Annotated in this window: 26 protein-coding genes; 6 read left to right on the forward strand and 20 right to left on the reverse strand. The window is 59.1% G+C overall.

Annotated elements, in window-relative coordinates; all coding sequences use genetic code 11:
- Window position 1: 1 nt before the first annotated feature.
- From ACR0AL_RS13265 to trpS, 13 genes are all read right to left on the reverse strand, one after another.
- Window positions 2-769, reverse strand: a complete 768-nt coding sequence (locus ACR0AL_RS13265) for a TIGR02186 family protein (protein WP_170350596.1) — start codon at window positions 767-769, stop codon at window positions 2-4.
- Between the two features lie 2 nt (window positions 770-771).
- Window positions 772-1,692: a sulfite exporter TauE/SafE family protein gene (locus ACR0AL_RS13270; RefSeq protein WP_170350595.1), complete on the reverse strand. Its 921-nt coding sequence runs from the start codon at window positions 1,690-1,692 to the stop codon at window positions 772-774.
- 344 nt (window positions 1,693-2,036) lie between these two features.
- Window positions 2,037-3,047, reverse strand: a complete 1,011-nt coding sequence (locus ACR0AL_RS13275) for an ABC transporter permease (RefSeq protein ID WP_170350594.1) — start codon at window positions 3,045-3,047, stop codon at window positions 2,037-2,039.
- A complete protein-coding gene (locus ACR0AL_RS13280) occupies window positions 3,047-4,141 on the reverse strand; it encodes an ABC transporter permease (protein WP_170350593.1) in 1,095 nt (364 codons plus the stop codon). The genes ACR0AL_RS13275 and ACR0AL_RS13280 overlap by 1 nt, the downstream gene beginning before the upstream one ends.
- 3 nt (window positions 4,142-4,144) lie before the next feature.
- Entirely contained in the window at window positions 4,145-5,674 is a 1,530-nt protein-coding gene (locus ACR0AL_RS13285) for an ABC transporter ATP-binding protein (RefSeq protein WP_480663340.1), read from the reverse strand.
- Between the two features lie 85 nt (window positions 5,675-5,759).
- On the reverse strand, window positions 5,760-6,758 hold the full coding sequence (locus ACR0AL_RS13290) for a BMP family lipoprotein (RefSeq protein ID WP_058281934.1): 999 nt from the start codon (window positions 6,756-6,758) through the stop codon (window positions 5,760-5,762).
- Window positions 6,759-6,917: 159 nt separating this feature from the next.
- Window positions 6,918-7,331, reverse strand: coding sequence for a GNAT family N-acetyltransferase (locus ACR0AL_RS13295; protein ID WP_480663342.1), 414 nt, complete (start codon window positions 7,329-7,331; stop codon window positions 6,918-6,920).
- On the reverse strand, window positions 7,328-7,912 hold the full coding sequence (tsaB, locus tag ACR0AL_RS13300; RefSeq protein WP_425081664.1) for a tRNA (adenosine(37)-N6)-threonylcarbamoyltransferase complex dimerization subunit type 1 TsaB: 585 nt from the start codon (window positions 7,910-7,912) through the stop codon (window positions 7,328-7,330). The genes ACR0AL_RS13295 and tsaB overlap by 4 nt, the downstream gene beginning before the upstream one ends.
- On the reverse strand, window positions 7,902-8,465 hold the full coding sequence (locus tag ACR0AL_RS13305) for a NifU family protein (RefSeq protein ID WP_170350589.1): 564 nt from the start codon (window positions 8,463-8,465) through the stop codon (window positions 7,902-7,904). Before ACR0AL_RS13305 ends, tsaB begins: the two co-directional genes overlap by 11 nt.
- A 69-nt stretch (window positions 8,466-8,534) precedes the next feature.
- On the reverse strand, window positions 8,535-9,128 hold the full coding sequence (locus tag ACR0AL_RS13310) for a 2-hydroxychromene-2-carboxylate isomerase (RefSeq protein WP_170350588.1): 594 nt from the start codon (window positions 9,126-9,128) through the stop codon (window positions 8,535-8,537).
- 10 nt (window positions 9,129-9,138) lie between these two features.
- On the reverse strand, window positions 9,139-9,594 hold the full coding sequence (locus ACR0AL_RS13315) for a universal stress protein (protein ID WP_170350587.1): 456 nt from the start codon (window positions 9,592-9,594) through the stop codon (window positions 9,139-9,141).
- A 65-nt stretch (window positions 9,595-9,659) separates the two neighbouring features.
- Window positions 9,660-10,523 carry a branched-chain amino acid aminotransferase gene (locus ACR0AL_RS13320; RefSeq protein WP_480663344.1) on the reverse strand — a complete coding sequence of 288 codons (864 nt, stop codon included), beginning with the start codon at window positions 10,521-10,523 and terminating at the stop codon, window positions 9,660-9,662.
- Between the two features lie 58 nt (window positions 10,524-10,581).
- A complete protein-coding gene (trpS, locus tag ACR0AL_RS13325) occupies window positions 10,582-11,610 on the reverse strand; it encodes a tryptophan--tRNA ligase (RefSeq protein WP_170361433.1) in 1,029 nt (342 codons plus the stop codon).
- 86 nt (window positions 11,611-11,696) lie between these two features.
- On the opposite strand from trpS, the gene ACR0AL_RS13330 reads away from it, so the two are divergent.
- Window positions 11,697-12,383, forward strand: coding sequence for a rhomboid family intramembrane serine protease (locus ACR0AL_RS13330; RefSeq protein ID WP_170350584.1), 687 nt, complete (start codon window positions 11,697-11,699; stop codon window positions 12,381-12,383).
- Here ACR0AL_RS13330 and murJ read toward each other — a convergent pair whose 3' ends face one another.
- The 3 genes from murJ to ACR0AL_RS13345 are packed head-to-tail and all read right to left on the reverse strand — an operon-like array spanning window position 12,384 to window position 17,873.
- A complete protein-coding gene (murJ, locus tag ACR0AL_RS13335; RefSeq protein ID WP_170551562.1) occupies window positions 12,384-13,925 on the reverse strand; it encodes a murein biosynthesis integral membrane protein MurJ in 1,542 nt (513 codons plus the stop codon).
- Window positions 13,922-16,741 (reverse strand): [protein-PII] uridylyltransferase, encoded by a 2,820-nt coding sequence (locus ACR0AL_RS13340; RefSeq protein ID WP_480663346.1) that lies wholly within the window; start codon window positions 16,739-16,741, stop codon window positions 13,922-13,924. Before ACR0AL_RS13340 ends, murJ begins: the two co-directional genes overlap by 4 nt.
- The gene (locus ACR0AL_RS13345) at window positions 16,701-17,873 is read right to left on the reverse strand and encodes a penicillin-binding protein activator (protein WP_170350581.1); all 1,173 of its coding nucleotides are present in this window, start codon (window positions 17,871-17,873) and stop codon (window positions 16,701-16,703) included. Before ACR0AL_RS13345 ends, ACR0AL_RS13340 begins: the two co-directional genes overlap by 41 nt.
- Before the next feature lie 88 nt (window positions 17,874-17,961).
- Here ACR0AL_RS13345 and rsmI point away from each other — a divergent pair, with 88 nt between their 5' ends.
- The 3 genes from rsmI (at window position 17,962) to gshB (ending at window position 20,186) form a co-directional block, all read left to right on the forward strand.
- Window positions 17,962-18,819 (forward strand): 16S rRNA (cytidine(1402)-2'-O)-methyltransferase, encoded by an 858-nt coding sequence (gene rsmI / locus ACR0AL_RS13350; RefSeq protein ID WP_170350580.1) that lies wholly within the window; start codon window positions 17,962-17,964, stop codon window positions 18,817-18,819.
- Between the two features lies 1 nt (window position 18,820).
- Entirely contained in the window at window positions 18,821-19,192 is a 372-nt protein-coding gene (locus ACR0AL_RS13355) for a YraN family protein (RefSeq protein WP_170397216.1), read from the forward strand.
- Between the two features lie 61 nt (window positions 19,193-19,253).
- Window positions 19,254-20,186 (forward strand): glutathione synthase, encoded by a 933-nt coding sequence (gene gshB / locus ACR0AL_RS13360; protein WP_480663348.1) that lies wholly within the window; start codon window positions 19,254-19,256, stop codon window positions 20,184-20,186.
- On the opposite strand, the gene ACR0AL_RS13365 is transcribed toward gshB, so the two are convergent.
- Genes ACR0AL_RS13365 through cobU form a run of 4 tightly spaced genes read right to left on the reverse strand, consistent with a single transcriptional unit; the run spans window position 20,183 to window position 23,782 of the window.
- Window positions 20,183-21,697, reverse strand: a complete 1,515-nt coding sequence (locus ACR0AL_RS13365; protein WP_480663350.1) for a YifB family Mg chelatase-like AAA ATPase — start codon at window positions 21,695-21,697, stop codon at window positions 20,183-20,185. The two genes, gshB and ACR0AL_RS13365, sit on opposite strands and share 4 nt — an antisense overlap.
- A gap of 45 nt (window positions 21,698-21,742) precedes the next feature.
- Entirely contained in the window at window positions 21,743-22,627 is an 885-nt protein-coding gene (locus tag ACR0AL_RS13370; RefSeq protein ID WP_480663352.1) for a glutathione S-transferase N-terminal domain-containing protein, read from the reverse strand.
- Window positions 22,628-22,685: 58 nt separating this feature from the next.
- Entirely contained in the window at window positions 22,686-23,264 is a 579-nt protein-coding gene (locus ACR0AL_RS13375; RefSeq protein ID WP_480663354.1) for a histidine phosphatase family protein, read from the reverse strand.
- Complete coding sequence (gene cobU, locus ACR0AL_RS13380; RefSeq protein WP_170350574.1) at window positions 23,261-23,782, reverse strand: bifunctional adenosylcobinamide kinase/adenosylcobinamide-phosphate guanylyltransferase; 522 nt, start codon at window positions 23,780-23,782, stop codon at window positions 23,261-23,263. The genes ACR0AL_RS13375 and cobU overlap by 4 nt, the downstream gene beginning before the upstream one ends.
- A gap of 100 nt (window positions 23,783-23,882) precedes the next feature.
- Here cobU and ACR0AL_RS13385 point away from each other — a divergent pair, with 100 nt between their 5' ends.
- Both ACR0AL_RS13385 and ACR0AL_RS13390 read left to right on the forward strand, forming a co-directional pair.
- Window positions 23,883-24,761, forward strand: a complete 879-nt coding sequence (locus ACR0AL_RS13385) for an RNA polymerase factor sigma-32 (protein WP_170377693.1) — start codon at window positions 23,883-23,885, stop codon at window positions 24,759-24,761.
- Complete coding sequence (locus ACR0AL_RS13390; protein WP_170350572.1) at window positions 24,758-25,573, forward strand: ChaN family lipoprotein; 816 nt, start codon at window positions 24,758-24,760, stop codon at window positions 25,571-25,573. Before ACR0AL_RS13385 ends, ACR0AL_RS13390 begins: the two co-directional genes overlap by 4 nt.
- The last annotated feature ends 34 nt before the right edge of the window (window positions 25,574-25,607 follow it).

Below are 25,607 nucleotides of genomic sequence, written 5' to 3' on the forward strand. Positions count from 1 at the left end.
GTTAGTTTTCACGCAGCAATCGGAACGCAGTCGACGCCCCCCAGCCCGCTGCAATCGCAATGACCAGTGACATCAGCCCGTACCACACAGGTTGCTGTCGGGACATGTTGTACAAAAACCGCTCCAGCCCCACTTTGCGCACGTCGATGGTTGTCTCAAATTCCGAGATCACCTCTTTGCCGCGGGTCAGGAAGATGCGCGCAGCATAGTCGCCTTCGGTCAGGTCGGCAGGCATTGCAATTGAGGTGCGGAACAGGGTTTGCTCATCCACGGCCACTGTGTTTTCGCGAATGGAATACAGCCCCTCATCCTCGCGAATGCGCACCACGGCATCTGCAAAATCCTGCGCGCCTCGGATATGCATGGCCGCCCCGACCGATCGGATGGCGCGTTCGATTGAAATCCGGTATCTCAGGTCCTCGGTGTCCAAAAGGATATTATCCAGCGGCCCGCTTGTGGCGACGGCGTAGAAACTTGGCGCAAGATCGACCAGAACGCTGTCAGTGTTGACCCAGATGCCCAGTTTGCGTTCCTTGCGCCGGACTGTCACTGGGCTGGACGGCCCGGCCACAGTCACGATCACCTCAAGCGGTGGGCCGGCGGGGATCGGTGCTTCTCGTTTGACGGCACCGAAGATCAGGATTTCAGAACCATCGAATGTCGCGGTAATGGCGACCCGGTCCTGGCTGAGACCCAGCACCACCTGCTCTTCTTGCGCAAGAGCTGGCGAGCAGCAGAAAACCAGCAGGGCAATCAAGCGTTTCAGCATGATCAGTGCCCTCCTTCGCTGCCAATGGAATACAGCTCGGATGGTTCGATCAATAAGTCCAGTGCCAGCTTGCCGCAGACCACCAGAACCAGGGCTGCCAGCAAAACGCGCAACTGCTCGGCGGGCATCTTCGCGCCAATCACCGTGCCAATCTGCGCGCCCACGACACCGCCGACCAGCAGCAGAACGGCCAGAACAACATCAACCGTATAGTTCGTGGTTGCGTGCAACATGGTGGTAAAGCCGGTCACGAAGATGATCTGAAACAAGGATGTTCCAACCACCACCTTGGTGGGCATGCCCAGTAGATAGATCATTGCAGGCACCATAATAAAGCCGCCGCCGACGCCCATGATGGCCGCCAGTACACCGACGCAAAGCCCGACCAGAATTGGGGGAATGACCGAGATATACAGGCCCGAAGTGCGAAAGCGCATTTTGAACGGCATCGCATGAACCCAGCCACGCTGGCGCCGTTTTGCTGGTGCGCCGCCGCCCTTTTTGGCCTTGCGCAGTGCCCGCAAGCTTTCAATGAACATCAGGCCACCAACGACGCCAAGGAAGACGACGTAGCATAGCGTGACAAGCAGATCGACCTGGCCCAGGCTTTTGAGATAGTTGAACACCACCACCCCAAGGGCCGCACCCATTAAGCCCCCGATCAATAAGACCGTGCCCATTTTCAGATCTACGGTCTTTCGTCGAAAATGCGCTAATACACCGGAAAAGGACGAGGCGACGATCTGATTGGCTTCGGTTGCGACGGCGACAGCGGGGGGGATGCCGATGAAGAACAGCAGCGGCGTCATCAAAAACCCGCCGCCTACACCGAACATGCCCGACAGGATGCCAACCATCCCACCCAGCCCCAGCAGCAAAAAGGCGTTGACGGAGACTTCGGCGATTGGAAGGTAGATCTGCATGTGTATTTACCGGATGAGGTCAGACGCGTCACACAAAGTGATCCGGCCCGTCTCATACCACAGGGATGAGGCTTTAATACTGCGCGCGCAATGCGGCCGTATGGCGAATACCAACCTGCCGATCGCGCGGGCTGCGTGACCGACAAGCCGATCTGGCTGAATTGAAAAACGGACCCCGGAACCGAGACGTTTTTGAGCGTTTGCCACCGTGACAGGAACGAATCCGATCTTGGCTATCACAGGAAACAAACACATACCCCCTTAGAGCGGTTGCGGCATGCAAAATCAACTCTGCATGCCGCTCTGCAGCGAACAGGACTGAAATGAGTCTTAAACTGGACTTATCAGCGCTCTTTCACATAGGGTTCGCCACCGGCGCGTGGCGGGACGGCTTTGCCTACGAACCCGGCCAGAATAACCACCGTCAGGATATATGGCAGGGCGTCCATGGCCTGGACCGGGATAACCACGCCGCCCAGGTCGATGTTCTGGAAACGCAGCGCAATCGCCTGTAACAGACCGAACAGCAGGCAAGCCCACATCGCATGCCAAGGCCGCCATTTCGCAAAGATCAGCGCGGCCAAAGCGATGAACCCGCGACCGGCGGTCATTTCTTTGACGAACCCGGCCTGCAGGGCAGTGGCCAGATAGGCCCCGGCGATCCCACACAGCACGCCGCAGATGGCAACGGCCGCAAATCTCAGGCCGACAACCGAGACACCGGCGGTATCCACCGCAGCCGGATTTTCACCCACCGCGCGCAGGCGCAAGCCGAACCGGGTGCGATACAGAATCCACCATGTCAATGGCACCATCAGAAACGCCACATAGACCAATATCGAATGACCCGAGAGTAGTTCGGAATACACCATGTGAAACGAATTGGTGTCAGACATCAGTTCAGAAACCGGTTTCCCCGACAGTTCAGCATCTTCGGGGCCGATTGCATAAGGAAACTCTGCAGATTCGAACCGTCCACCGCCAAAGAGAGAAGGCGTGCGCCCGCCCTGTTTGAACCAGCTCTGCGCAATCAGAACGGTCAGGCCCGAGGCCAGAAAGTTGATGGCAACGCCCGAGATCAGCTGATTGCCCCTGAAGGTTATCGAAGCGAGCCCGTGCAAGCCGGACAAAATCAGCGAGGATCCGATTCCCGCCAGCAGGCCCAACCAGACAGACCCGGTCACTGCCGCAATCGCCGCCGAGAAAAACGCCGCCATCAACATCTTGCCTTCCAGCCCGATGTCGAAAATACCCGCGCGTTCCGAATACAACCCGGCCAGACACGCCAGTAAAAGCGGTGTTGCCAGGCGGATCGTTGAATCAAAAACCTGAATGAGTGTTACGAAAATCTCCATCACTCGGCCCCCTTCCGCAGACCGAGGAACAGTTTCTCAAGCGGCATGCGCACCATGTTGTCCAGTGCCCCGGTAAACAGGATCACCAGCGCTTGAATAACCACGATCAGCTCACGCGGGATCGAGGTCCACAGCGCCAATTCGGCACCGCCCTGGTACAGGAACCCGAATAAAAGGGCCGCCACAAACACGCCGAACGGGTGCGATCGGCCCATCAGCGCCACGGCAATCCCGATGAAACCCGCACCTTCGGTCGAGTTGAGTACCAGCCGTTCAGCCTCTCCCATCACGTTGTTGGTCGCCATCAACCCGGCCAACGCACCCGAGATAAGCATGGCGACGATAGTGATGCGTACGGGCGAGATACCGGCATAAACAGCGCCGGTTTCGGAATGACCATAGGCGCGAATCTCATACCCCAGCCGCGTCCGCCAGATCAGCGCCCAGACCACGAAACAGGCCAGGATCGCGACAAAGAACGAGATATTGGCCGGCGCACCTTTGAACACCGCGTTTTCAGCGGTCGAGAACATCGACTGGAAGGTCGGCAGATGCACGGCCTCGGGGAAGCGTGCAGTTGCAGGATCTTGCGAGCCCTGCGGGCGCATCACATTGACCAGCATATAGTTCAGGAAGGCCGCCGCGATAAAGTTGAACATGATCGTGGTGATGACGATATGACTGCCGCGCTTGGCTTGCAGATAGGCCGGTATCGCGGCCCATGCCGCCCCAAACAGCATCGACGCCGCACAGGCGGCCAGCAGGGCAATGCTCCAATGCGGCCAGTCGATGTACAGACACACTATGGCAACGCCAAGCCCGCCCAGCATGGCTTGGCCTTCGCCGCCGATGTTGAACAGCCGCGCGTGGAACGCCACAGCTACCGCCAGCCCGGTGAACATGAAATTGGTCGCGTAATAGAGCGTATAGCCCCAGCCATAAGTCGACCCCAGCGCGCCGGTAACCATCAGATTCACCGCTTCAACCGGGTTTTCACCAATGGCCAGAATAACCAGCGCCGAAAGGATCGCGGCCAATATCAGACTGATCAGTGGGATCAGAACGACATCGGCCCATTTGGGCATTTTATCCATGCTTCACGCGGCCTCTTCCGCAACACCGGCCATCAGCAGGCCCAGTTCTTTTTCATCTGTCTCATGGGGCAGGCGTTCGCCCATAATATGTCCGTCGAACATCACCGCTATCCGATCGGACAGCGAGAAGATCTCCTCCAGCTCGACCGAGACCAGCAGGATTGCCTTCCCCTGATCGCGCAGGGCGACGATTTGTTTGTGAATGAATTCGATCGCGCCGATATCCACACCGCGTGTCGGCTGGCCGACCAGCAACAGGTCGGGGTTCCGCTCGATCTCGCGCGCGACGACGATTTTCTGCTGGTTGCCGCCTGAAAAGCTTTTGGCGGTCAGCCAGCCATTGGGCGGGCGCACATCGAACTTTTGAATCTTGCGCTCGGTATCCGCGCGCAGGGCGGCATTGTCCATGAACAGACCGCGTTTATAGGCAGGGTCGCGGTGATAGCCGAACGCCACGTTTTCCCACGCGTGGAAATCCATGATCAGGCCCTCGCGCTGACGATCCTCGGGGACGTGAGCGATGTGCTGCGCACGCCGCGCCTGACCGTCAGACCCATGCCCACTAAGCGCCAGCGGTTCACCATTCAGCTTGATAGACCCTTTTCCAGGCCGCATCCCGCCCAAAACCTCAAGCAGTTCCGACTGGCCATTACCCGCAACACCGGCGATGCCGACGATCTCACCCGCGCGGACCGTCAAGTCGATACCCTTGACCCGCTCAACACCCGCTGAATCGAAGACGCGCAGGTTTTCGACCTCAAGAATGGGTTTGCCGGGTTTTGCAGGAACCTTGTCGACCTGCAGCAGAACCTTGCGGCCTACCATCAGCTCGGCCAGCTCCTCGGGGCTGGTCTCGGCGGTTTTGACTGTCGCCGTCATCTGCCCGCGCCGCATCACCGAGACTGTATCGGTGTTTTCCATGATCTCGCGCAGCTTGTGGGTGATCACAATGATCGTCTTCCCTTCGGCCCGCAGACGGTCGAGAATGCGGAACAGCTGATCGGCCTCGGCCGGGGTCAGAACGCCGGTCGGTTCGTCCAAAATCAAAATCTCTGCTTTGCGATACAAGGCTTTGAGGATTTCGACCCGTTGCTGCATCCCCACGCCGATTTCGTCAATGCGCTTGTCTGGGTCAACGAACAGCTCGTATTCTTCTTCCAGCTCTTTCAGTTCCTTGCGAGCCTTGGACAAAGACGGAGCCAGCAGCCCGCCATCTTCGGCGCCCAGAACGATGTTTTCCAGAACCGTGAAATTCTCAACCAGCTTGAAATGCTGGAACACCATCCCGATGCCCGCCGCAATCGCCGCCTGACTGTCGGGGATGTCGGTCTTGGTCCCGTTGATCCAAATCTCACCTTTGTCGGCTTTGTAGAAACCGTAGAGAATACTCATCAGCGTGGATTTGCCCGCACCGTTTTCACCGATGATCCCGTGGATCGTGCCGGGGACGACGCTGATGGAAATGTCTTTGTTGGCCTGAACCGGCCCAAAGGCTTTGGAAATCCCTTTGAGCTCAATGGCGGGGACTGTCATGTCGTGTCCTCAATTGCCGAAAAGGCCGCGAACGCTGCGGCCAAGTGGGAATGAGGCGGAGGATCAACCCCCGCCCCACGCGATATCAGAACTGCAGTGCCGGGCAGCTGTCGTTCTCGTAATAGCTGACGACGGTGACGTTTCCGTTGATGATGTCACTGCGTGCATCTGCAACGGCCGAGCTCATCTCTTCCGTAACTAGTTCAGCGTTGTATTCATCCATGGCGACGCCCACACCCTCTTCGGCCAGACCCATGGCGAAAACGCCGGTTTGCAGATCCTCGCCAGCCTTCATGGCGTCATAAACGGCCACGTCCACGCGCTTCAGCATCGAGGTCAGAACCTTGCCCGGATGCAGGTGGTTCTGGTTGCTGTCCACACCGATCGAAAGGATGCCTTCATCGGCGGCGGTCTGCAGAACGCCCACACCGGTGCCGCCCGCAGCAGCATAGATGACGTCAGCACCCTGGCTGATCTGTGCCTTGGTCAGTTCGGAGCCCTTGACCGGGTCGTTCCATGCCGATGGGGTGGTACCAGTCATGTTGGCAACGATATTGATGTCGGGGTTCACGGCTTTGGCGCCTTGCGCGTAACCGCAGCCAAAGTGACGGATCAGCGGAATATCCATGCCACCGATGAAGCCAACTGTTCCGGTCTTAGATGCCATCGCAGCCATCATTCCAACCAGATAGGAACCCTCATGCTCGGCAAAGCCGATCTGACGCACGTTTGGAGCATCTAGCCAATTCACATCAACTGCAACGAATTTGGTGTCGGGATAGTCGCCCGCGACAGCCGCCAGCGGATCAGCCATTGCGAAACCCATGGTGATGATTGGGTTCAGGCCAGCTTCGGCAAAACGACGCAGGGCTTGTTCACGCTGGGCTTCAGACTGCAGTTCGATTTCGCGATAAGTCTTACCGGTCTGTTCCGCCCAACGTGATGCCCCATTATGGGCTGCTTCGTTGAACGATTTGTCAAACTTGCCACCCAGGTCGAAGATCAGGGCTGGTTCAGCCAGGGCCGCACCCGCGGTCAACGCGACGGCGGCGGCAGCGCCCATCAAGGATTTCATCAGGGTCATTTCATACTCCCGTTTGTTATTGTTGGTCGGGGTCAAGATAGCCCCGATTACTCACTGTGAGCGAGCATAACTGTTGTGATGGCGGGAATTAAGGGCGTTTGCAACCGGTGCGGTCAACTGATTCTTGACCAAATGGTCGAAAAAATTAGGAGGCGCCGGTCAGGTCAGGGCGCTGACCATGACAACGGCGTCGATTTTCTCAGCTTTTTCGCGCAGATAGTAACCCTTGCGCAGGCCGCAGGTTGTGTATCCACAGCGCTGGTACAACGCGATAGCCGGGTGATTGTCTGCCGCAACGTCCAGAAAGGCACGGGTTGCGCCCAACGCTTTGGCTTTTGCGTGCCATTCCTGCATAAGGCGCAGGGCAAGACCTTGGCGCTGACGATTGGGGTGGGTGGCGATTGTCAGCAGTTCAGCTTCACCTGCAGTGACTTGAAACAGGGCAAAACAGTAAGCGTTACCAATGACATGCGTGAACCGATTGGTCAGAAGATCAGAAAATTCTGATTCCGTCCAAGGGCGCGACTGCGTGAAGGCTGCCGTATGGGTATGAGCCAATTCTTGCGGGGTCATCCGTCCAGCAGAACCGGTGGTGAGTCCTTTGACGGGGCCGCATCAGCCGGGCGCACATATAACGGGGCAGGGGGCTGGGTCGTGGTGGACCATCTTTGCGCTGTCAGCCGGGCAAGGGCGTTGACCAGCACATCGGCGTCATCATTCAGAATCAGGTTTCCAAGTGATTCTGCCTGTTCCTGCGCCATCAGTGCGGGGTCCTGACCGGGCAGCGCGACATAGACTTGCTCGCGGGGTGCGCGGATCGCGGGAATCCCATCCCCGATTTCGGCCAAGGCATCAAAACCGGTAACTCCAACAGCCGGGATACCAAGTCCCAACGCCAATCCCCGCGCAGCCGAAACCGAGATACGGATGCCGGTAAAATTCCCCGGCCCGATCCCGACTCCAATGGCGGTCAGATCGCGCCACGTGCAATCCGCCTCGGCCAGAATCTCTTCTAACAGCGGCATCAACCGTTCTGCCTGCCCGCGTGACATGGGCTCAACGCGCGAAGCGACAATCGTGTCGCCATGTAGCAAAGCGGCCGCGCAATGCGCGGCCGATGTGTCAAATGCCAAAATGATCGGGTCAGACGGCAACGGGGCGAACCTCGGTCACTTCCGGGATGTAGTGGCGCAGCAGGTTCTCAATTCCCATTTTCAGCGTCAGGGTCGAGGACGGGCAGCCCGCGCAAGCGCCTTGCATGTGCAGGTAAACAACGCCCCGGTCGAATCCGTGGAACGTGATGTCACCCCCATCCTGGGCCACCGCCGGGCGCACGCGCGTATCCAGCAGGTCCTTGATCTGATTGACCACTTCGGCATCCTCGCCGAAATGTTCTGCGTGACCTGACCCATCGACAGCATCTTCACCCAATACCGGCTGACCGGACTGAAAATGCTCCATCACAGCGCCCAGAATGGCCGGTTTGATGTGATCCCACTGAACGTCATCCGATTTGGTCACGGTGACGAAATCATTGCCAAAGAACACGCCGGTGACACCAGACACTGCAAAAATCCGTTTCGCCAAGGGCGATTTTTCCCCGGCTTCCGCCGAAGGAAAGTCTGCAGTGCCCGCTTCCAGCACCGGCTGACCGGGCAGGAATTTCAGCGTTGCAGGGTTCGGCGTGGATTCGGTCTGGATGAACATGTCACGGCTCCGTTTCAGTTGTACTTGATATGCGGGTCCGGGCCGGGGAAGTCAAGATTTGGAACCATTCTAAATTTCTGCCGCCAGTTGCATCGCCGCATCCAGCCGATCATCGCCCCAGAACAGTTCATCCCCCACTAGAAAGCTTGGCGCCCCGAAAATCCCCTTGGCCTGCGCGGTCTGAGTCTGTTGGATCAAGGCCGCCTTGATATCCGGGTCTTGACAACCGGCCAGCGTTTCTGGGGGCAGGCTGGCTTGGGACAGGCAGTCGATCAGCACCTTGTCGTCCGAGATATTGAGGCCATCAACGAATTCGGCGGCATAGACGGCCCGAACAAAGGCAGCCCGTTGAGGGTGGGTTTCAATCGTCATCACTAGCCGCGCAGCCTTCAGACCATTTTGGGGAAAGGGGTCAGGCCGGGCAAATCGCAACCCCCGACGGGCCGACAACCTCTCCATATCGCGCCACATATAGCGCCCTTTGGCGGGATAGATATTGAACGGGGAATTGTCCCAGCCCTGCGCGGCGAAAATCGGACCAAGCAAAAAGGGATGCCATTCAACTGACACCCCGTTCTGCGCAGCCAGATCCTCGATTCGCATCGCACTTAGGTAAGAGTATGTGGATGCGAATTCGAACCAGAACTGGATGCTACGCTGCATGGGTGCCCTTTTAGGTGATTTCTTCCAGCTTTTCCTTGCTCAGATCACCAGGAACGATGGTGATCGGAATTGGCAGGTTGCCCGAATTCTTGGTCAGTTGCGTCACCAGCGGCCCGGGGCCTTTCTTTTCAACGCCTGCGCCTAGCACCAGCACCCCGATCTCGGGGTCTGATTGCACATGTTCGATGATCTCGGCGACCGGCTCACCTTCGCGGATGGCCAGTTCGGGGTCGATGTTTTGCTTGTCGCGCATCCACTTGGCGAACACCTCGTAATGGGCGTGAATACGCTCGCGTGCTTCCTCGCGCATTACCTCGGCCACGCCGATCCAATGGTTGAACTCATCCGGCGGAATGACCGATAGGATTGTAACGCCACCGCCGGTGTGGGCTGCGCGCATAGCGGCAAAACGCATCGCGTTCAGGCATTCGCGACTGTCATCCAGAACGACCAAGAATTTGCGCATGAAGTGTCCTCGTATATTTCAGGCGATCATGCCCGACCATTTGCGTGCTGGCAATAAGCGGCTGGTTAGCGGGTGCTTAGTGCCCAGTCCCAATACAGCTCGCGCGCACGGCGGGCTATGGGGCCGATTTGATACTGCGTGTCCTGCAGCGCGGTCACCGGGGTGATCTTGTTCATGTTGCCGGTCATAAAGACCTCATCCGCCTTGTGGAAATCGTCAAAGCCAAGGATAGCTTCGTGAACGACCGTCCCGTCGGCGCGCAGGTTTTCAATGTGACGCGCGCGGGTGATGCCAGCCAGGAAGGTGCCGTTGGGGGTTGGGGTAAACACCTCTCCGTCACGGACCATGAAGATGTTGGCGGTTGCGGTCTCGGCCACGTGGCCCAGTGCGTCCGCGACCAGCGCATTCGAGAACCCCTTGCCGCGAACCTCCTGCAGCATGCGCGCATTGTTGGGGTACAGGCACCCGGCCTTGGCATTCACCACCGACGATTCCAGAACCGGACGGCGGAATTTTGTGGTACCCAGCGTGACCGAGGCGGTCTCGGGCGCCATCGGAATCTCTTCTAGGCAGATGGCAAAACCAGTGCTGTTTTTCTGTGGGACAATCGCGGTCGCGTCGCCGTCGATGCCCCAATACATCGGGCGAATATAGACGGCTGAGTCCGGTCCGTAAGAAGCCAACCCCTCTCGGATGATCTCGACCATCTGTTGGGTTGAGACGAACGGGGTCAGCATCAGTGCCTCGGCTGAGCGATTCACGCGGGCACAATGTGCCTCAAGATCCGGGGCCATGCCGTCGAAATAGCGCGCACCGTCGAAGACTGACGATCCCAGCCAAGCACCGTGATCGGCCGCGCGCATGATCGGGGCATCCCCGTCATGCCATTGACTTTCGAAATAGGTGCGGATGTTCTTGCCGACTGCCATGACGCCCTCCCACGCTTTGCGCAAACCTAGGAAGGCGCTGCGGTAACGTCCAGCGCAATCAGCCTTGTTTTGAGCTGACCATGCCCACAATTTCGTAAGTCTGCTGCAGGATCGGCGCGGCAATCGCGCGGGCCTTTTCCGCGCCTTTGCCCAGAATCCGGTCAATCTCGGCTTCTTCGCCCATCAGGCGGGCCATTTCGGACGAAATCGGTGCCAGTTTTTCCACCGCCAGTTCTGCTAGCATCGGTTTGAATTCACCGAACTGTTTACCGCCAACATCGGCCAGCACCTGATCGACCGTCTGATCGCTGAGCGCGGCATAGATGTTCACCAGATTGCGCGCCTCGGGGCGGTCTTCCAGACCATCGATCTCGGATGGCAGCGCATCCGGGTCGGTCTTGGCTTTGCGAATCTTCTTGGCGATCGTGTCGGCGTCGTCCGTCATGTTGATGCGGCTCATGTCCGAGGGGTCGGACTTGGACATCTTTTTGGACCCGTCGCGCAGGCTCATGACACGGGTCGCGGCCCCTTCGATCACAGGTTCGGTGATCGGAAAGAAATCGACGCCGTAATCATGGTTAAACTTGATCGCGATATCGCGCGTCAGCTCAAGATGCTGTTTCTGGTCGTCGCCAACCGGCACATGTGTTGCGTGATAGGTCAGGATGTCGGCGGCCATCAGCGACGGATAGGCGAACAGACCCAACGAGGCGTTTTGCTGGTTTTTTCCGGCCTTGTCTTTCCATTGAGTCATCCGCTGCATCCAGCCCATGCGGGCGACGCAGTTGAAGATCCACGCCAATTGCGCATGCTCAGGCACCTGGCTTTGGTTGAACAGTATCGATTTATCCGGGTCGAGACCGGCAGCGATGAAACCAGCGCACAGTTCGCGCGTCGAATGGGCCAGTTCCTTGGGGTCCTGCCAGACGGTGATCGCGTGCAGATCGACCATGCAATAGATGGTCTCCATGTCCGGCTGCTGCATATCCACAAACCGCTTGAGCGCACCCAGATAGTTGCCAAGATGCAGGTTTCCCGACGGCTGGATGCCGGAAAACACGCGCGGTGTGAACTGGGTCTCGGTCATCGAAGGGAACTCCCGTCTGGAAAAATCAGCCCCCGTCGCTTACCCATGAGGCCAAGGGACGTCAACCGCCGCGAAAGGCCAGCCCAATGAGCAGTGAGAATTATACACCCGCCGTGAACCCTTTGCCGCCCGTTGTGGTGGCCTTGGTGCTGTTCATTATGGGGGTGGAACTGGCCTTTACCCTGGGAACACGCGGGCTGATCGGCGGTCCGTCGGCGGTGGGATGGCGGCTGGATGCGCTGCAGAGCTATTCGTTTTCGCCTGATATCTTTGATTGGATGGTCGAGAACGGGCGCTGGCCGTTCGAACATGTCATGCGTTTCGTGACCTACCCCTTCGTGTCGGGCTCTTTCACGCAGGCCGTTTTTGTCTGCGTCTTCCTGTTGGCCATGGGCAAGATGGTGGCCGAGGTCTTTGGCGGGTTTCAGATGTTGGTGATCTTCGTGCTGTCTGGCGTGGGCGGGGCACTGGCCTATGCACTGCTGCTGGACCCCCAATACCCGCTGGTCGGAGGGTTCCCGCCTGTCTATGGCCTGATCGGCGCATTCACGTGGTTGCTGTGGCGCAAACTGTCATTGGTTGGCGAAAACCAGCACCGCGCCTTTGGTTTGATCGCGGCCCTGATGGGGATTCAACTGGTGTTCGGCCTGCTGTTCGGCGGTACGTCCGACTGGGTGGCTGATTTGGGCGGGTTTGCCACAGGCTTTGGCCTTTCGTTCCTGCTTGCCCCGGGTGGCTGGGCGCGGATCGTGCGGCGCATTCGCCGCGACTGATCACGACCGACGCAAGGCTTTGCGGAACTCTGACACCTCGAAGGCGCCAAACAGGTGGCCTAGGAAGAAATAGGTGGCCGCGGCAATCTTGATCAGGATGATCAGCGCCAGATAACGCCAGCCGGACAGCTCGAACGCCCAGCCGAACAGGTGAATGGCGGCGTATAGAACGACACCCATCCCCAGCGACGCGGCCACGATGCGCCATGCCCGGTGTTTGAAGCGGTCGTCGAACCGCGCCTCTTCACCCATGCGTCGCGCGCCGAGGATCAGCAGACCGACCATAGCCCACCCGGCAGCCGACGCCGCAATGGCCGGTGCGATCCAACCCACCAGCGGATAGAGACCAAAGGCCAGCCCGGCATTCACGACCATTGCAACCACTGCATAGCGGAACGGGGACCGCGTATCCTCACGTGCGAAATACAGCGGTTGCAGCAGCTTTTGCAGCATAAAGGCAGGAAGGCCGATTCCGTAAATTGCCACTGCCAGCGCTGTAGCGGCGGTGTCCTCGGCGCTGAATTGGCCACGTTCGAACAGGACCGAGACCATCGGGTTTGGCAGGATCACAAACGCCACGGTCGACGGTATGGTCAGCAACAGCGTGAACTCACCCGCGCGGGAAAACGCGTTGCGGGCGCCGTCCTTGTCCCCGGCTCGCAGGCGGCGGGACAGATCGGGCAGTAGCACGATGCCGACGGCAATGCCCACCACGCCCAGCGGCAGTTGATACAACCGGTCAGCCGCGAACAGCCAACTGATCGCCTTTTCGGTTTTCGAGGCTACCAATTGCCCCACCACCAGATTGATCTGAGTGACGCCCATTGCCAGTGCCGCCGGAACGGCGATGCGCACCATGCGGCGCATCTCGGGGCTGAGCTTCGGCAGGCCGGGCCGGATGCGAATGCCTGCACGCTCGGTCGCCACCCAGACCAGCGCCAGCTGTGCGACCCCGGCCACGGGAATGACGGCGATCAGCCAACGGATTACCTCGCCTCCAGCGGCTGCCCCGGCGATCAGGGCCGTGCAGGCAAAGATGTTCAGCAATACGGGTGCGGCGGCGGCGGCGGCAAAGCGACCCGTGGCGTTCAAAACACCCGAGAACAGCGCCGCCAGCGACATGAACAGGATGTAAGGGAACACCACATAACCATAGTCCACGGCCAGATCGAACCGTTCATCACCGTGAAACCCCTCGGCCGTGATCCAGACCAGCGCGGGCATGAACAACATTGCCAGCCCGACCAGCGCCAGCACCGCCACGGCCAACAGATTGAAGGCGTCCTGCGCAAAGCCTTGGGCGTTTTCCTCTCCTTCCAGCCGCTTGGAAAACATCGGCACAAAGGCCGCGTTGAACGCGCCTTCGGCAAAGAAACGGCGGAACATGTTTGGCAGACGGAAGGCCGCGACAAAAGCATCCATCACCGGACCTGGACCGATATAAGCCGTCAGCAGTATTTCCCGCAAAAAGCCCAGAATCCGGCTGGCTAGCGTCCAGAACCCGACCGTGAACAGGCCTGAAAACAACCGGATCTGCTTCATGAGGCCGCGCGCTCGGCGCCTTCGGTGATGGCTTTGCGAAGTTTGGTTTCAAGCGTGCGCTGTTTGCCTTCTGCATGGTATTTTAGACCAAACATGTCCTTGACGTAAAAGGTGTCGACCACCTGTTCGCCATAGGTCGCGATCACTGCGTTGGCGATATAGACATTGGCCGCGGCCAACGTTCGGGTCAGGTCATAGAGCAGACCCGGACGGTCGCGGGTATCGACCTCGATGATCGTATAAATCTCGGACCCATCATTATCAAAGGTGATATGGGTCGGCACGTTGAAGGCGCGTTCGCGTTTCTTGATCTTGTCGCGCGATTTCAGCGCATCGCGGGCAACAACCTCACCCTTGAGTGTCTTTCGGATCATCTGGGCCAGGCGTGGCAGGCGGCTGGCCTCGAACGGGTGGCCTTCGGTGTCCTGAATCCAGAAGGCATCGGTTACATAACCGTCTTTGGTGGTGTAGCTGCGCGCATCCACCACGTTGGCCCCGACCAGCGCCAGAGCACCCGCAATTCGCGCAAAGATACCGGGGTGATCGCCCATTGCGAAACAGGCCCGCGTGGCGTCCCGGTCTTCGTCCGGTTGCATGCGGATTTCTACCTCACCCGGATCACCGCTGTGTTCCAGCGCCCGCAGCATCTCGGCAAACTCGACTTGGGTGTGCAGGTTCAGGCCCTGCCAGTACGGCGCATAGTGCCGCCCGGTTTCGACCTTTAGGTCCGCCTTGGACCAATTCGACAACGCGGCACGCAGGGCTTTTTTGGCCTCGGTCCCGCGATTGGCGCGGTTGAGGTCCTCCATCCCGGTTTCAAGCGCGCGCTTGGTTTCGGCGTGCAGGGCGCGCAAAAGGGTGGCTTTCCAGTTGTTCCACGTGTTCGGCCCGACCCCGCGAATATCGCAGACTGTCAGAACCGTCAGCAGGTCCAGCCGTTTGACCGTTTTCACCGCTTTGGCAAAATCGCGCACAGTGCGCGGGTCTGAGATGTCGCGCTTTTGCGCCATGTCCGACATCAACAAGTGATACCGCACCAGCCATTCCACGGTTTCCGAGTCCGCCTTGTTCAGCCCAAGCCGGGGCGCAACCTTACGGGCGATTTGCGCGCCGAGGATCGAGTGATCTTCGGGTCGTCCCTTGGCGATGTCATGCAACAACAACGCAACATACAGCACCTTGCGGTTCACACCGCCTTTCAGAATGGACGACACCAGCGGCAGAGGTTCAATTAGTTCTCCGCGTTCGATCTGGGCGAGGTTGACGATACATTGGATGGTGTGCTCGTCCACCGTATAGCTGTGATACATGTTGAACTGCATCATCGCCACGATGGGCTCGAACTCGGGCAGAAAGGCGGACAGCACCCCCAGTTCGTTCATCCGCCGCAGGGCGCGTTCGGGGTTGCCGTGTTTCAGCATCAGATCAAGGAAGATGCGCCGCGCCTCGCGGTTTTCGCGCATATCTTCGTCGATCAGGTCCAGGTTCGCGGTCACCAACCGCATCGCGTCTGGGTGGATCAGCATGCCGGTGCGCAAACCTTCTTCGAACAGACGCAGTAGGTTCACCTTGTCGGCAAGGAATTTCTCGGGATCGGCAACGTCCAGACGACCATGCACTACCCTATAGCCCGCCTTGACCCGTGGTCGGCGACGGAAGATGCGTTCAAGCAGGGCCTCACCTTTCATATGCGAGGCTTCCAGCTTGGTCAGGAAAATACGCGTCAATTCCCCGACATAAGTGGCCTCGCGGAAATAGCGCTGCATGAACACTTCGACCGCGCGGCGCCCGGCCCGGTCTTCATAACCCATCCGGTCGGCCACCTCGACTTGCAGGTCAAAGGTCAGTTGTTCGGTCGGGCGCCTGGTGATCAGATGCAGATGCGAACGGACGGCCCACAGGAAATCCTCGGCCTTTACGAATGTTTTAAACTCTTCGGGTGTGAACAGGCCCAGAGGCACCAGTTCAGCCACATCCTGAACGCCATAGATGTATTTCGCGATCCAGTAGAGCGATTGCAGATCACGCAGCCCGCCTTTGCCTTCTTTGACATTGGGCTCGACCATATAGCGCTCACCCTGTTTTTGGTGACGCTCATCGCGTTCCTGCAATTTGGCTTCGATGAACTCTCGCTCGCTGCCTTTGAACAGGTCAGCCTTCAGGCGGTTGTCCAGCTCGGCGGCCAGTTTGCTGTCCCCCGCTAGATAGCGCTGTTCCAGCATCGAGGTTCGGATGGTGAAATCCTCGGCCCCAAGCCGCAGGCAATCCTTGATCGTGCGGGACGAATGGCCAACCTTCAGCCGCAAATCCCACAGGATATACAGCATGGATTCAATCACGCTCTCGGCCCAGGCGGTGATTTTGTAGGGCGTCAGGAACAGCAGGTCGACATCAGAGGACGGTGCCATTTCCCCGCGCCCATAGCCGCCCACCGCCAGCACTGCGATCCTTTCCCCCTGTGTCGGGGTGGCCAGAGGGTGCAGATCCTCGCTGGATACCTTCATGGCGGTACAGACCAGCCCATCGGTCAGATAGGTGTAGGAATGGGTCAGCGGCCGTGCATCAAACGGGCGTTCGGCAAAGGCATCGGCAATGGCCTGGCGCCCGCCTTTCTGGGCATCACGCAAGATGCGAACGGTCTCATTGCGCCGCGCTGCGTTGTCCGAGGTCTTGTCAAAGGCCTCCGACAGCTGTGCCATGACGGCGGCGCTGTCGAAAATTTCATCCGCCGGGCAGATCAGCTCACCCCTGGGGGTGAGCTTCAAACCCGTTTGCTCAGAAACCGGCGCCTGTGAAGCTTTGTGGGGCAGGGTCAATCACTACTACCTGTTTATTTTGGATCGTGGCGACAGCCAGACCGCGTTCATTCGTACCGTTCGGCCGCAGGCGGAAGATACCGCCAACCCCCTGGAAACCGGCGTTTTGCGTCAGCGCCGAAGCGGTCAGAGCGTTGGATTTACCCTGGCTGACAAGTGCGGCGATTGCGGCGATGCCGTCATAGGCCAATCCACTGATCGGGTGCGGGGCCTCGCCATAGGTATTGTTATACCGTTGTCGGTATGCCTGCGCCTTCGATGGGTCCGGCAGCGCAAACCAGCCACCTTGTACGCCTGGCAGGTCCAGTGTTTGCGGCGGGATGTCCCAGCGTGTCAGTCCGATAAACTGCGTGCTTGTTGTGGAAACGCCCGCCTCAGGCAGTAGCTGAGTGAAAAGCGGCAGCGCGCCGGCTGTGGTTGCCGTTAAGAACAGCGAATCCGCGCCAGACGCATCTACTGTTGCTTTGACTGAGGGAACCGAGTTGATGACGCCCTGCTGCGAACGGTCATACCCCACCGATCCTGCATTGTTCACGCGGCTGCCGGCAAGCGCGTTGGCAATGGCGGTTTGACCCAACTGGCCCGCAGCATCGTTGCTGTGAACGATGACCATGTTTGATTTGCCTTGCGACCCAGCAAAACTGACAAGGCGGTTGGCTGTATTGTCGAAAGTTGGTCCAAGCACGAAAACATTGCCGCCTGCAATGCTGGTGTTGTTCGAGAAGGACAACACGTTGACGTTGCTGCTCAGCGCCGCAATGCCTGCAGAGTTTGCAGCCTGCGCATAGACCGGACCGAGTATGATTTTCGCCCCGTCCGCCACCGCCTGTTGCGCAACCGCAGCGGCCGTATTTGAACTGCCCCGCGTGTCATAAACGCGCAGATCAATCTGAACATTCTGCAGATCTGACATGGCCAGTCGGGCGGCGTTTTCCAGGCTACGTGCCAGCGCCGCATCACCGGCCTGCCCCGATCCCGCGGGAACCAGTAGGGCAACAGGCACGGGGTCTGACGTGTCGATCGACGGACCTCCGCCGATGGTGCTGACGTCACAGGCGGCCAGAAATGCGGCGGTTGCCAGTACGGCGGCGGTGCGCGCCAGTTTGCGAACGGGCTTGCAAACGGTAAACATCTGAATGAAAACTCCCTGTCCCGGCGGCTTGAGATGCCGCCAATCTATTGGGTCGCGATAATAAACGTCACGCTGTGAGGGTCCAGCTTTGAATTTCCAAAAAGTCAGATTGGGCACCGGCCTGTATTTTGTTGCCACTCCGATTGGAACAGCGCGCGATATCACGCTCAGGGCGCTGGACGTGCTGGCCTCGGCTGATGTGATTGCCGCCGAAGACACTCGCAGCCTGCGGCGGTTAATGGAGATTCATGGCGTCCCGCTCGAAGGGCGGCGCATTCTGGCTTATCACGACCACAGCGGCGCGGGGGCACGTGGCAAAATTCTGGATGCTCTGGCCGAAGGGAAATCGGTTGCTTATGCGTCCGAGGCCGGAATGCCGCTGATTGCCGATCCGGGTTATGATCTGGGGCGGCAGGCGGCCGAGGCCGGGCATATGGTGACCTGCGCGCCGGGGCCGTCGGCGGCATTGATGGCCCTGACGCTGGCGGGGTTGCCGACGGACGCGTTCTTTTTCGCGGGTTTCTTGCCCAACGCAACCGGCGCGCGCCGGACGCGGATCGAGGCGTTGCGCGACATTCCCGGCACGCTGGTGTTTTACGAATCACCCAAGCGCGTGGCGGCTTGCTTGTCGGATTTGGCCGAGGTGTTGGGTGGAGATCGCCAGGCCGCGATGTGCCGTGAGTTGACGAAAAAGTTCGAAGAGATCCGGCGCGGCTCATTGGGTGAACTGGCTACTGCCCTGCAAGGACAGACGGTCAAAGGTGAAATTGTTCTTCTGGTCGACAGGGGTCATTCGGAATCTGTTAACGAATCCGACATAGAAGAGGCTTTGACACGCGCCTTGGAAACCCATTCGGTGCGTGATGCGGCGGATCTGGTGTCGCAGATGTACAAACTACCGCGCCGTCCGATTTATCAAAAGGCGTTGAAATTGGGAAAGGGATGACATGACCTCGCGATCTGTCCGAAGTTCGGTTTCCTACCATGCCGGACAGGCGGCAGAGTTGCAGGTCGCAGCCGACTATGAACGTAGGGGTTTCAAAATCGCGCATCATCGCTGGCGCGGCGCAGGCGGTGAGATCGATCTGATCGCCCGGGGCAGTGACGGGCTTGTGTTCATCGAAGTCAAGAAAAGCACCAGTTTCGACATGGCCGCGGCGCGGATTAGCCAGCGGCAGATTGACCGGATTTTTACTTCAGCAGCGCAATTTCTGGAAACGGAACCGGGCGGGCAGCTGACAAATGTTCGGTTTGATGCGGCGTTGGTGGATGCCACGGGGGCTGTTCAAATCATCGAAAACGCGTTTGGTCAGGCCTGACACCCATTGAACCCTCGGCCCCTCTGGGCCATGTATCTGGCGTGAAACTGAGGGACACGCCATGAAAATCGCCTTTCAGATGGACCCGATCGGGGCCGTGGATATCAACGCAGACAGCTCATTCCGTCTGGCCGAAGAAGCACAGGCGCGCGGGCATATGCTGTTTTTCTACAGCCCGGACCAGTTGGCCTATCAAGAGGGGCGGATCACCGCGCGCGGTCAGGACATGAAAGTGCAGCGTGTGGCAGGCAACCCGGCCGAGCTGGGCCCGGAACGCGAGGTGGATTTGGCCGAGTTCGACGTGATCTGGCTGCGCCAGGACCCTCCGTTCGATATGCATTATATCACCTCGACTCATCTGCTGGATCGTCTCAAAGGGCAGGTGTTGGTGGTCAATGATCCGTTTTGGGTGCGGAATTACCCCGAAAAGCTGCTGGTTCTGGATTTCCCTAACCTGACCCCGCCAACCACGATCGCGCGTGATCTGCAAACCATCAAAGCGTTCAAGGAAAAGCACGGCGATGTCATTCTGAAGCCGCTCTATGGCAACGGTGGCGCGGGCGTGTTCCGGCTGGATGCGAATGACCGCAACCTGACCTCTCTGCACGAGCTGTTTACAGGCTTCTCGCGCGAGCCGTTGATCGTGCAGAAATTCCTGCCCGATGTCAGCAACGGCGACAAGCGCGTGATCCTTGTGGATGGCGAAGCCGTGGGCGCGATCAATCGTGTTCCGGCGAAGGGTGAGACGCGGTCAAACATGCATGTGGGGGGGCGGCCCGAAAAGATCGGCTTGTCCGAGCGTGACCGGGAGGTTTGCGCGGCGATTGGCCCGTTGCTGAAAGAAAAAGGCCAGATTTTCGTAGGGATCGACGTGATCGGAGACTATCTGACCGAAATCAACGTGACCTCGCCCACCGGCATTCAGGAGCTTGAGCGCTTCGACGATGTGAACATCGCCGAAAAAATCTGGCAGGCCATTGAAGCCAAGCTTTAAGAGGCAACCTTGGCGCTGATGCGAAAGCTCAGCGCCTCGGCCACGTGAGGGCGCCGGACATCTGGTGTGCCATCGAGATCTGCAATCGTGCGCGCGACCCGTAAAATACGGTGAAAGGCGCGCGCCGACAGGCCGAACCGTTCAGCGGCCTTCAACAGCAACTCTTTGCCTTCGGCATCCGGCGCGGCAATTTCTTCCAGTATCGAACCTTCAACATCGGCATTCTGCCGCGTAGCGGGCGTGTCCTGGAACCGTTCGGCCTGAATGGCGCGGGCCTGGTCGACGCGCGCTGCAACTGTCGCCGAACTGTCGCCGGAAGGTGGCAGGTCCAGATCGGTGAACCCGACTGGGGGCACCTCGATCCGCAGATCAAACCGATCCATCAGCGGGCCTGATATGCGGCCCAGATAGTCCTCTCCGCAGACAGGCGCGCGAGAACAGGCGCGGGCGGGATCGGTCAGATATCCACATTTGCAGGGGTTGGCTGCAGCCACCAGCATGAACCGGCAGGGGTATTTCACATGGGCATTTGCGCGCGCGACCATAACCTCGCCAGTCTCGATAGGTTGGCGTAGGGTTTCCAGCACGGTGCGCGGGAATTCGGGAAATTCGTCCAAGAACAGAACGCCATTATGAGCCAAGGAAATCTCGCCCGGCTTGGCGCCCTTGCCACCCCCAACGATCGCCGCCATAGAGGCGGTATGGTGGGGTTCGCGAAAGGGACGGCTGCGGCTGATGCCGCCTTCGTCCAGCAACCCGCACAGAGATTGGATCATCGAAGTTTCCAGTGCCTCGGTCGGGGTCAGAGGCGGCAGAATACCGAGCAGGCGCGCGGCGAGCATGGATTTACCCGATCCGGGTGTGCCGATCATGATCAGGTGGTGGCGGCCTGCGGCGGCGATCTCCAGCGCGCGCTTGGCCCGTTCCTGCCCTTTTACATCGCGTAGATCGCGGGCGCTGGGAGCCAAGTTCACTTCGCCGGGTTGGGCCGCAGGCAAGGGCGACTGTCCCGAAAAATGGCGTACGACATCGCCGAGTGATCCCGCGCCGATGACCTGTGTGGCATCCACCCAAGCCGCCTCGGCGCTGGAGGCTCGGGGGCACAGCAACGCGCGATCCTCGGCTGCGGCGGTCATGGCGGCCGGCAGCGCACCGACGACCGGAACCAGAGAGCCGTCCAGAGACAGCTCGCCCAGCGAAACCGCGCCTTCGGCGGCGTCAGGCGGGATGATTTCCAACGCCGAAAGCAGCGCGACGGCGATGGGCAGGTCGAAATGGCTGCCTTCTTTGGGCAGGTCAGCGGGAGACAGGTTGATGGTGATCCGCTTCGAAGGCAGCGCGATGGCCATCGAACTCAGCGCGCTACGGACGCGGTCGCGGGCCTCGGACACGGCCTTGTCGGGCAGGCCTACGATGGAAAAAGCGGGCAGGCCCGGCGAGACGGCGCATTGCACCTCGACCGGGCGGGCATCAACCCCTTGGAAAGCGACGGTATGAGAACGGGCGACCATGAACGACCTGTTTGGTTAACAGGTCGTTGCTGCCATGGATGCGGTTTACGAATGGTTAACGGTGTCGGTCATTGCTAAGAATTTTGGCCAGGCACCGGGGTCCGCAACCGTTTTGTCGCGGCAGAATTGGTTACAGAATCCCCAGCGCTGACCGTCCAGTTCCAGAAAATGGGTGACCGCTTTGCCGGAATAAGGACAGATATCGTTGATCGATGGTCCGTTATCTACAGATTGGGCATCGGTTTGCGCGCCGATGGGCCATGCCTGTGACGGCAGGTCGAATGCGTAGGGGAACGGATCATAGGTCACGGTCAATCCCATTGCGCGCCATTGTCGGACCGAAGGGTCGGATAGCAATTCCAGGCAATATTCCCGGTTAGCCACGGACACAGGCAAACCATAGCCAATGATCCGCGCGGCCACGGGGGTGTAAAATACATCCACCAGAGAATACCTGCCGAAAAGCGGCCCGGAGTCTGCACCGGATATAGTGCGGGCATGTGCCCAGAGGGTTTCGATCCGGTCCAGATCAACCAGCGTTTCAGGCGATGGATCAAATCCCTGCCAGCAGTGCAACAGCTGCATCGAACATTCCGCGCGCAACGCGGCGAACCCGGCAGTCATTTCGGCGCATAGCCACCGGGCCGTTGCGCGGGCGGCCACGTCTTCGGGCCACATCCCGGCCTCTGGATGCCGTTCGGCCAAGGTCTCGGCCATGGCAAGGCTTTCGCCCACTATGGTCCCATCCGGCAGGCGCAGGGCAGGGACGAGGCGCGCCGGAGCCAGTGGCTTCATATCCTCGGCCATGGTGCCGGAATAGAGACCGATCATGTGGTTTCGGTAGGGCAGGCCGAACTTTTCCAGCATCAGCCAACCGCGCAAGGACCAGCTGGAAAACAGGCGGTCTCCGATAAATAAATCATAGGTCATACGACTACGATGGCGCGCCGCGATCGTTCAGTAAATCAGTGATTTGTGCGGGGTGTGATCACGGACAGTGATTGATCTGCCCAACCGACCAGCGATCGCCGTGATGAGTAATGTCGGTGACCGAGAGGTTGTCGATGCGATGGCTGAACGCCTCTTGTGCGTCAACGCCAAGGGCGCGCTGCACCTGCGTCAGGATCACGCCGAAATGGGCCACGATGATCAGGTCGTGGCCCGTGTGATCGACAATCAACTGGTCGATCACGGCATCGACGCGGGCGCAAACCTCGTTCCAGCTTTCACCTTTGGGCGGGCGCACGTCGCCGGGATTGTCCCAATACGCAAAGGCCAGATCGGGGTTTTCGGCCTCAATCTCTTTGAAATTGCGCAATTCCCATGTGCCGAAGTGAATCTCGCGCAGGTCTCTATGGTGCGGCAGACGCTGGCGTTCACCCTGAATGGCCGATGCCGTATCGGTGGCCCGCAGCAAGTCAGATGATACCACCAGCGCCTTGTCTGGCAGATGGTCGTGCAACCGTGCGATTGCGGCGTGATCGCTGAGGTCGGCAGGCAGATCGGACCACCCGACCATAGTTTTCGCATGGGTCGGCCCGTGACGAACAAGATGCAGCCGGGTCACGGCAATTGTCCTTTCAGCACCAGCGGAAGCCCTGCTGTGACCTGCACGGCCAGATCGGCCTGTGCGGCCAGCGCGATGTTCAACCGACCCTGTGCTTCGCGGAAGCGGCGGGACAGAGCGTTGTCCGGGACGATGCCATGGCCGACTTCGTTCGAGACGATGATAACCGGCGCCCGGCACGATTGAAGGGCCTGCAACAGCACAGATTGGGCTTGTTCCAGATCGTTTTCAGCCAACAGATGATTGGTCAGCCACATGGTGGCGCAGTCGATCAGACAGATATGATCGGGGGTCAAATCGGACAGGGCCGGGTCAAGATCAAATGGGGCCTCGATCGTCGCCCATCCTGCACCGCGTTGGGCGATATGGCGCTGAACCTTGTCGCGCATCTCATCATCAAACACTTGTGATGTGGCGAGATAAACGCGGTTTTTCCCTGATGAAACAACAAGTTGCTCGGCAAAAACGGATTTGCCAGAGGCCGCGCCACCCAACACAAAGGTTAAATCCGGATACACTATTATTACCTTTCTGGTGATCCACCCGGTTTTGTTCTGCGTATCGACCCTAGGTCGGTAAGGCAAGCCCGGCCCGCGCCTGTGAAAAGGGGAGATTTCCATGGCACTGGATAATGGAACCGATTTTTCGATGTCCCGGCAGGCGATGAAAGCCGAATTGCTGGACGCAGAAACTGAATTAAAGCTGGCTTATGCATGGCGTGACGACCGTGACGAACAAGCGTTGCATCGGTTGATCACGGCCTACATGCGGCTGGCGATTTCGATGGCGGCCAAGTTTAAACGATACGGCGCGCCGATGAATGATCTGATTCAAGAGGCCGGATTGGGCCTTATGAAAGCGGCCGACAAATTTGATCCCGACCGAGGCGTGCGCTTTTCAACCTATGCGGTCTGGTGGATCAAGGCGAGCATTCAGGACTACGTGATGCGCAACTGGTCGATGGTGCGCACTGGGTCGACCTCATCGCAGAAATCCCTGTTTTTCAACATGCGGCGGGTTCAGGCGCGTTTGGAACGCGAGGCCGCAACCGAAGGGATGGATCTGGACCGTCATCAGTTGCACCAGATGATTGCAGCTGAAATCGGCGTGCCCTTGCGTGATGTTGAGATGATGGAAGGGCGCCTTTCGGGCTCGGATTTCTCACTGAACGCGGTGCAATCGACCGATGAAGACGGTCGGGAGTGGATAGATGCGCTAGAGGATGAACGCGAGCAAGCTGCCGAGACGGTTGAAAACAGCCACGATACTGAACAGCTGCGCGAATGGCTGGTGACGGCGATGCAGGCGTTGAACGACCGCGAACGCTTTATCGTGCGCGAACGCAAGCTGCGCGATCCTGCCCGCACGCTGGAAAGTCTGGGGCAAGAGCTTGGCCTGTCGAAGGAACGCGTGCGTCAGCTTGAGGCTGCGGCTTTTGTGAAAATGCGTAAGAACCTTGAAGCCCAGTCGCGCGAGGTGCAACACTTCATCGCATGAGACAGCTTGCGATTCTTGTTTGTACACTGATGGTTATGGCCGCGCCCGGCCAGGCCGAAGATTTGATCCCCGATGATATTCTGGCCGCGATGACCTCGGCGGATGTAGTCATTTTGGGCGAGATACACGACAACCCGCAACACCATGTCATTCAGGCCGAAGCATTGAAGGCCATCACCCCCTCGGCTGTTGTGTGGGAGATGGTAACCGAAGAAGGTGCGCAGCGACTGGCGGATAAGGCTGTATCCAACCCCGAAGAGCTTGCGCGCATTCTGGAATGGCTTGAATCGGGCTGGCCGCCACTCAGCATGTATTACCCAGTGTTTCAAGCGTCAGACGCGCCCGTCTACGGGGCGATGGTTCCACGTGCCGCAGCCCGTGCGGCGATGGAGCGAGGGGCAGCCACCGCTTTGGGCGCGGATGCGGCACGTTATGGACTGACCGTGCCTTTGCCAGCCGACGAACAGGCCGCGCGCGAGGCCGATCAACTGGCCGCCCATTGCGATGCGATCCCAGAAAGTGCCTTGCCGCAACTGGTGGCCATTCAGCGCCTGCGCGATGCGGTGCTGACGCGCGCCATCTTGCGCGCCACCGATGAAACCGGCGGACCGGTGGCGGTGATTACCGGGAATGGCCATGCGCGTAAGGATCGTGGCATTCCTACCTATTTGTCCCGACTGCGCCCGGGGCTGAAGGTCTTTGTGCTGGGTCAATCCGAGGATGGCGTGGTAAACGGCACCTTCGACGCAGTGATCGACAGCCCCAGCGTTGAACGTGAAGACCCATGTCTGGCGTTTCAAAAGCCGAATTAACGGCTGGAACTGTTAGGCCCCCTTGCCTAATGTC

The sequence above is a fragment of the Ruegeria sp. BB1 genome, from assembly GCF_056539465.1.

Bases quoted from the DNA above. Each gene is read 5' to 3' on its own strand.
- ACR0AL_RS13265 (WP_170350596.1), bottom strand. From the start codon at position 769: ATGCTGAAACGCTTGATTGCCCTGCTGGTTTTCTGCTGCTCGCCAGCT.
- ACR0AL_RS13270 (WP_170350595.1), bottom strand. From the start codon at position 1,692: ATGCAGATCTACCTTCCAATCGCCGAAGTCTCCGTCAACGCCTTTTTG.
- ACR0AL_RS13275 (WP_170350594.1), bottom strand. From the start codon at position 3,047: ATGGAGATTTTCGTAACACTCATTCAGGTTTTTGATTCAACGATCCGC.
- ACR0AL_RS13280 (WP_170350593.1), bottom strand. From the start codon at position 4,141: ATGGATAAAATGCCCAAATGGGCCGATGTCGTTCTGATCCCACTGATC.
- ACR0AL_RS13285 (WP_480663340.1), bottom strand. From the start codon at position 5,674: ATGACAGTCCCCGCCATTGAGCTCAAAGGGATTTCCAAAGCCTTTGGG.
- ACR0AL_RS13290 (WP_058281934.1), bottom strand. From the start codon at position 6,758: ATGACCCTGATGAAATCCTTGATGGGCGCTGCCGCCGCCGTCGCGTTG.
- ACR0AL_RS13295 (WP_480663342.1), bottom strand. From the start codon at position 7,331: ATGACCCCGCAAGAATTGGCTCATACCCATACGGCAGCCTTCACGCAG.
- ACR0AL_RS13305 (WP_170350589.1), bottom strand. From the start codon at position 8,465: ATGTTCATCCAGACCGAATCCACGCCGAACCCTGCAACGCTGAAATTC.
- ACR0AL_RS13310 (WP_170350588.1), bottom strand. From the start codon at position 9,128: ATGCAGCGTAGCATCCAGTTCTGGTTCGAATTCGCATCCACATACTCT.
- ACR0AL_RS13315 (WP_170350587.1), bottom strand. From the start codon at position 9,594: ATGCGCAAATTCTTGGTCGTTCTGGATGACAGTCGCGAATGCCTGAAC.
- ACR0AL_RS13320 (WP_480663344.1), bottom strand. From the start codon at position 10,523: ATGGCAGTCGGCAAGAACATCCGCACCTATTTCGAAAGTCAATGGCAT.
- trpS (WP_170361433.1), bottom strand. From the start codon at position 11,610: ATGACCGAGACCCAGTTCACACCGCGCGTGTTTTCCGGCATCCAGCCG.
- ACR0AL_RS13330 (WP_170350584.1), top strand. From the start codon at position 11,697: ATGAGCAGTGAGAATTATACACCCGCCGTGAACCCTTTGCCGCCCGTT.
- murJ (WP_170551562.1), bottom strand. From the start codon at position 13,925: ATGAAGCAGATCCGGTTGTTTTCAGGCCTGTTCACGGTCGGGTTCTGG.
- ACR0AL_RS13345 (WP_170350581.1), bottom strand. From the start codon at position 17,873: ATGTTTACCGTTTGCAAGCCCGTTCGCAAACTGGCGCGCACCGCCGCC.
- ACR0AL_RS13355 (WP_170397216.1), top strand. From the start codon at position 18,821: ATGACCTCGCGATCTGTCCGAAGTTCGGTTTCCTACCATGCCGGACAG.
- gshB (WP_480663348.1), top strand. From the start codon at position 19,254: ATGAAAATCGCCTTTCAGATGGACCCGATCGGGGCCGTGGATATCAAC.
- ACR0AL_RS13365 (WP_480663350.1), bottom strand. From the start codon at position 21,697: ATGGTCGCCCGTTCTCATACCGTCGCTTTCCAAGGGGTTGATGCCCGC.
- ACR0AL_RS13370 (WP_480663352.1), bottom strand. From the start codon at position 22,627: ATGACCTATGATTTATTTATCGGAGACCGCCTGTTTTCCAGCTGGTCC.
- ACR0AL_RS13385 (WP_170377693.1), top strand. From the start codon at position 23,883: ATGGCACTGGATAATGGAACCGATTTTTCGATGTCCCGGCAGGCGATG.
- ACR0AL_RS13390 (WP_170350572.1), top strand. From the start codon at position 24,758: ATGAGACAGCTTGCGATTCTTGTTTGTACACTGATGGTTATGGCCGCG.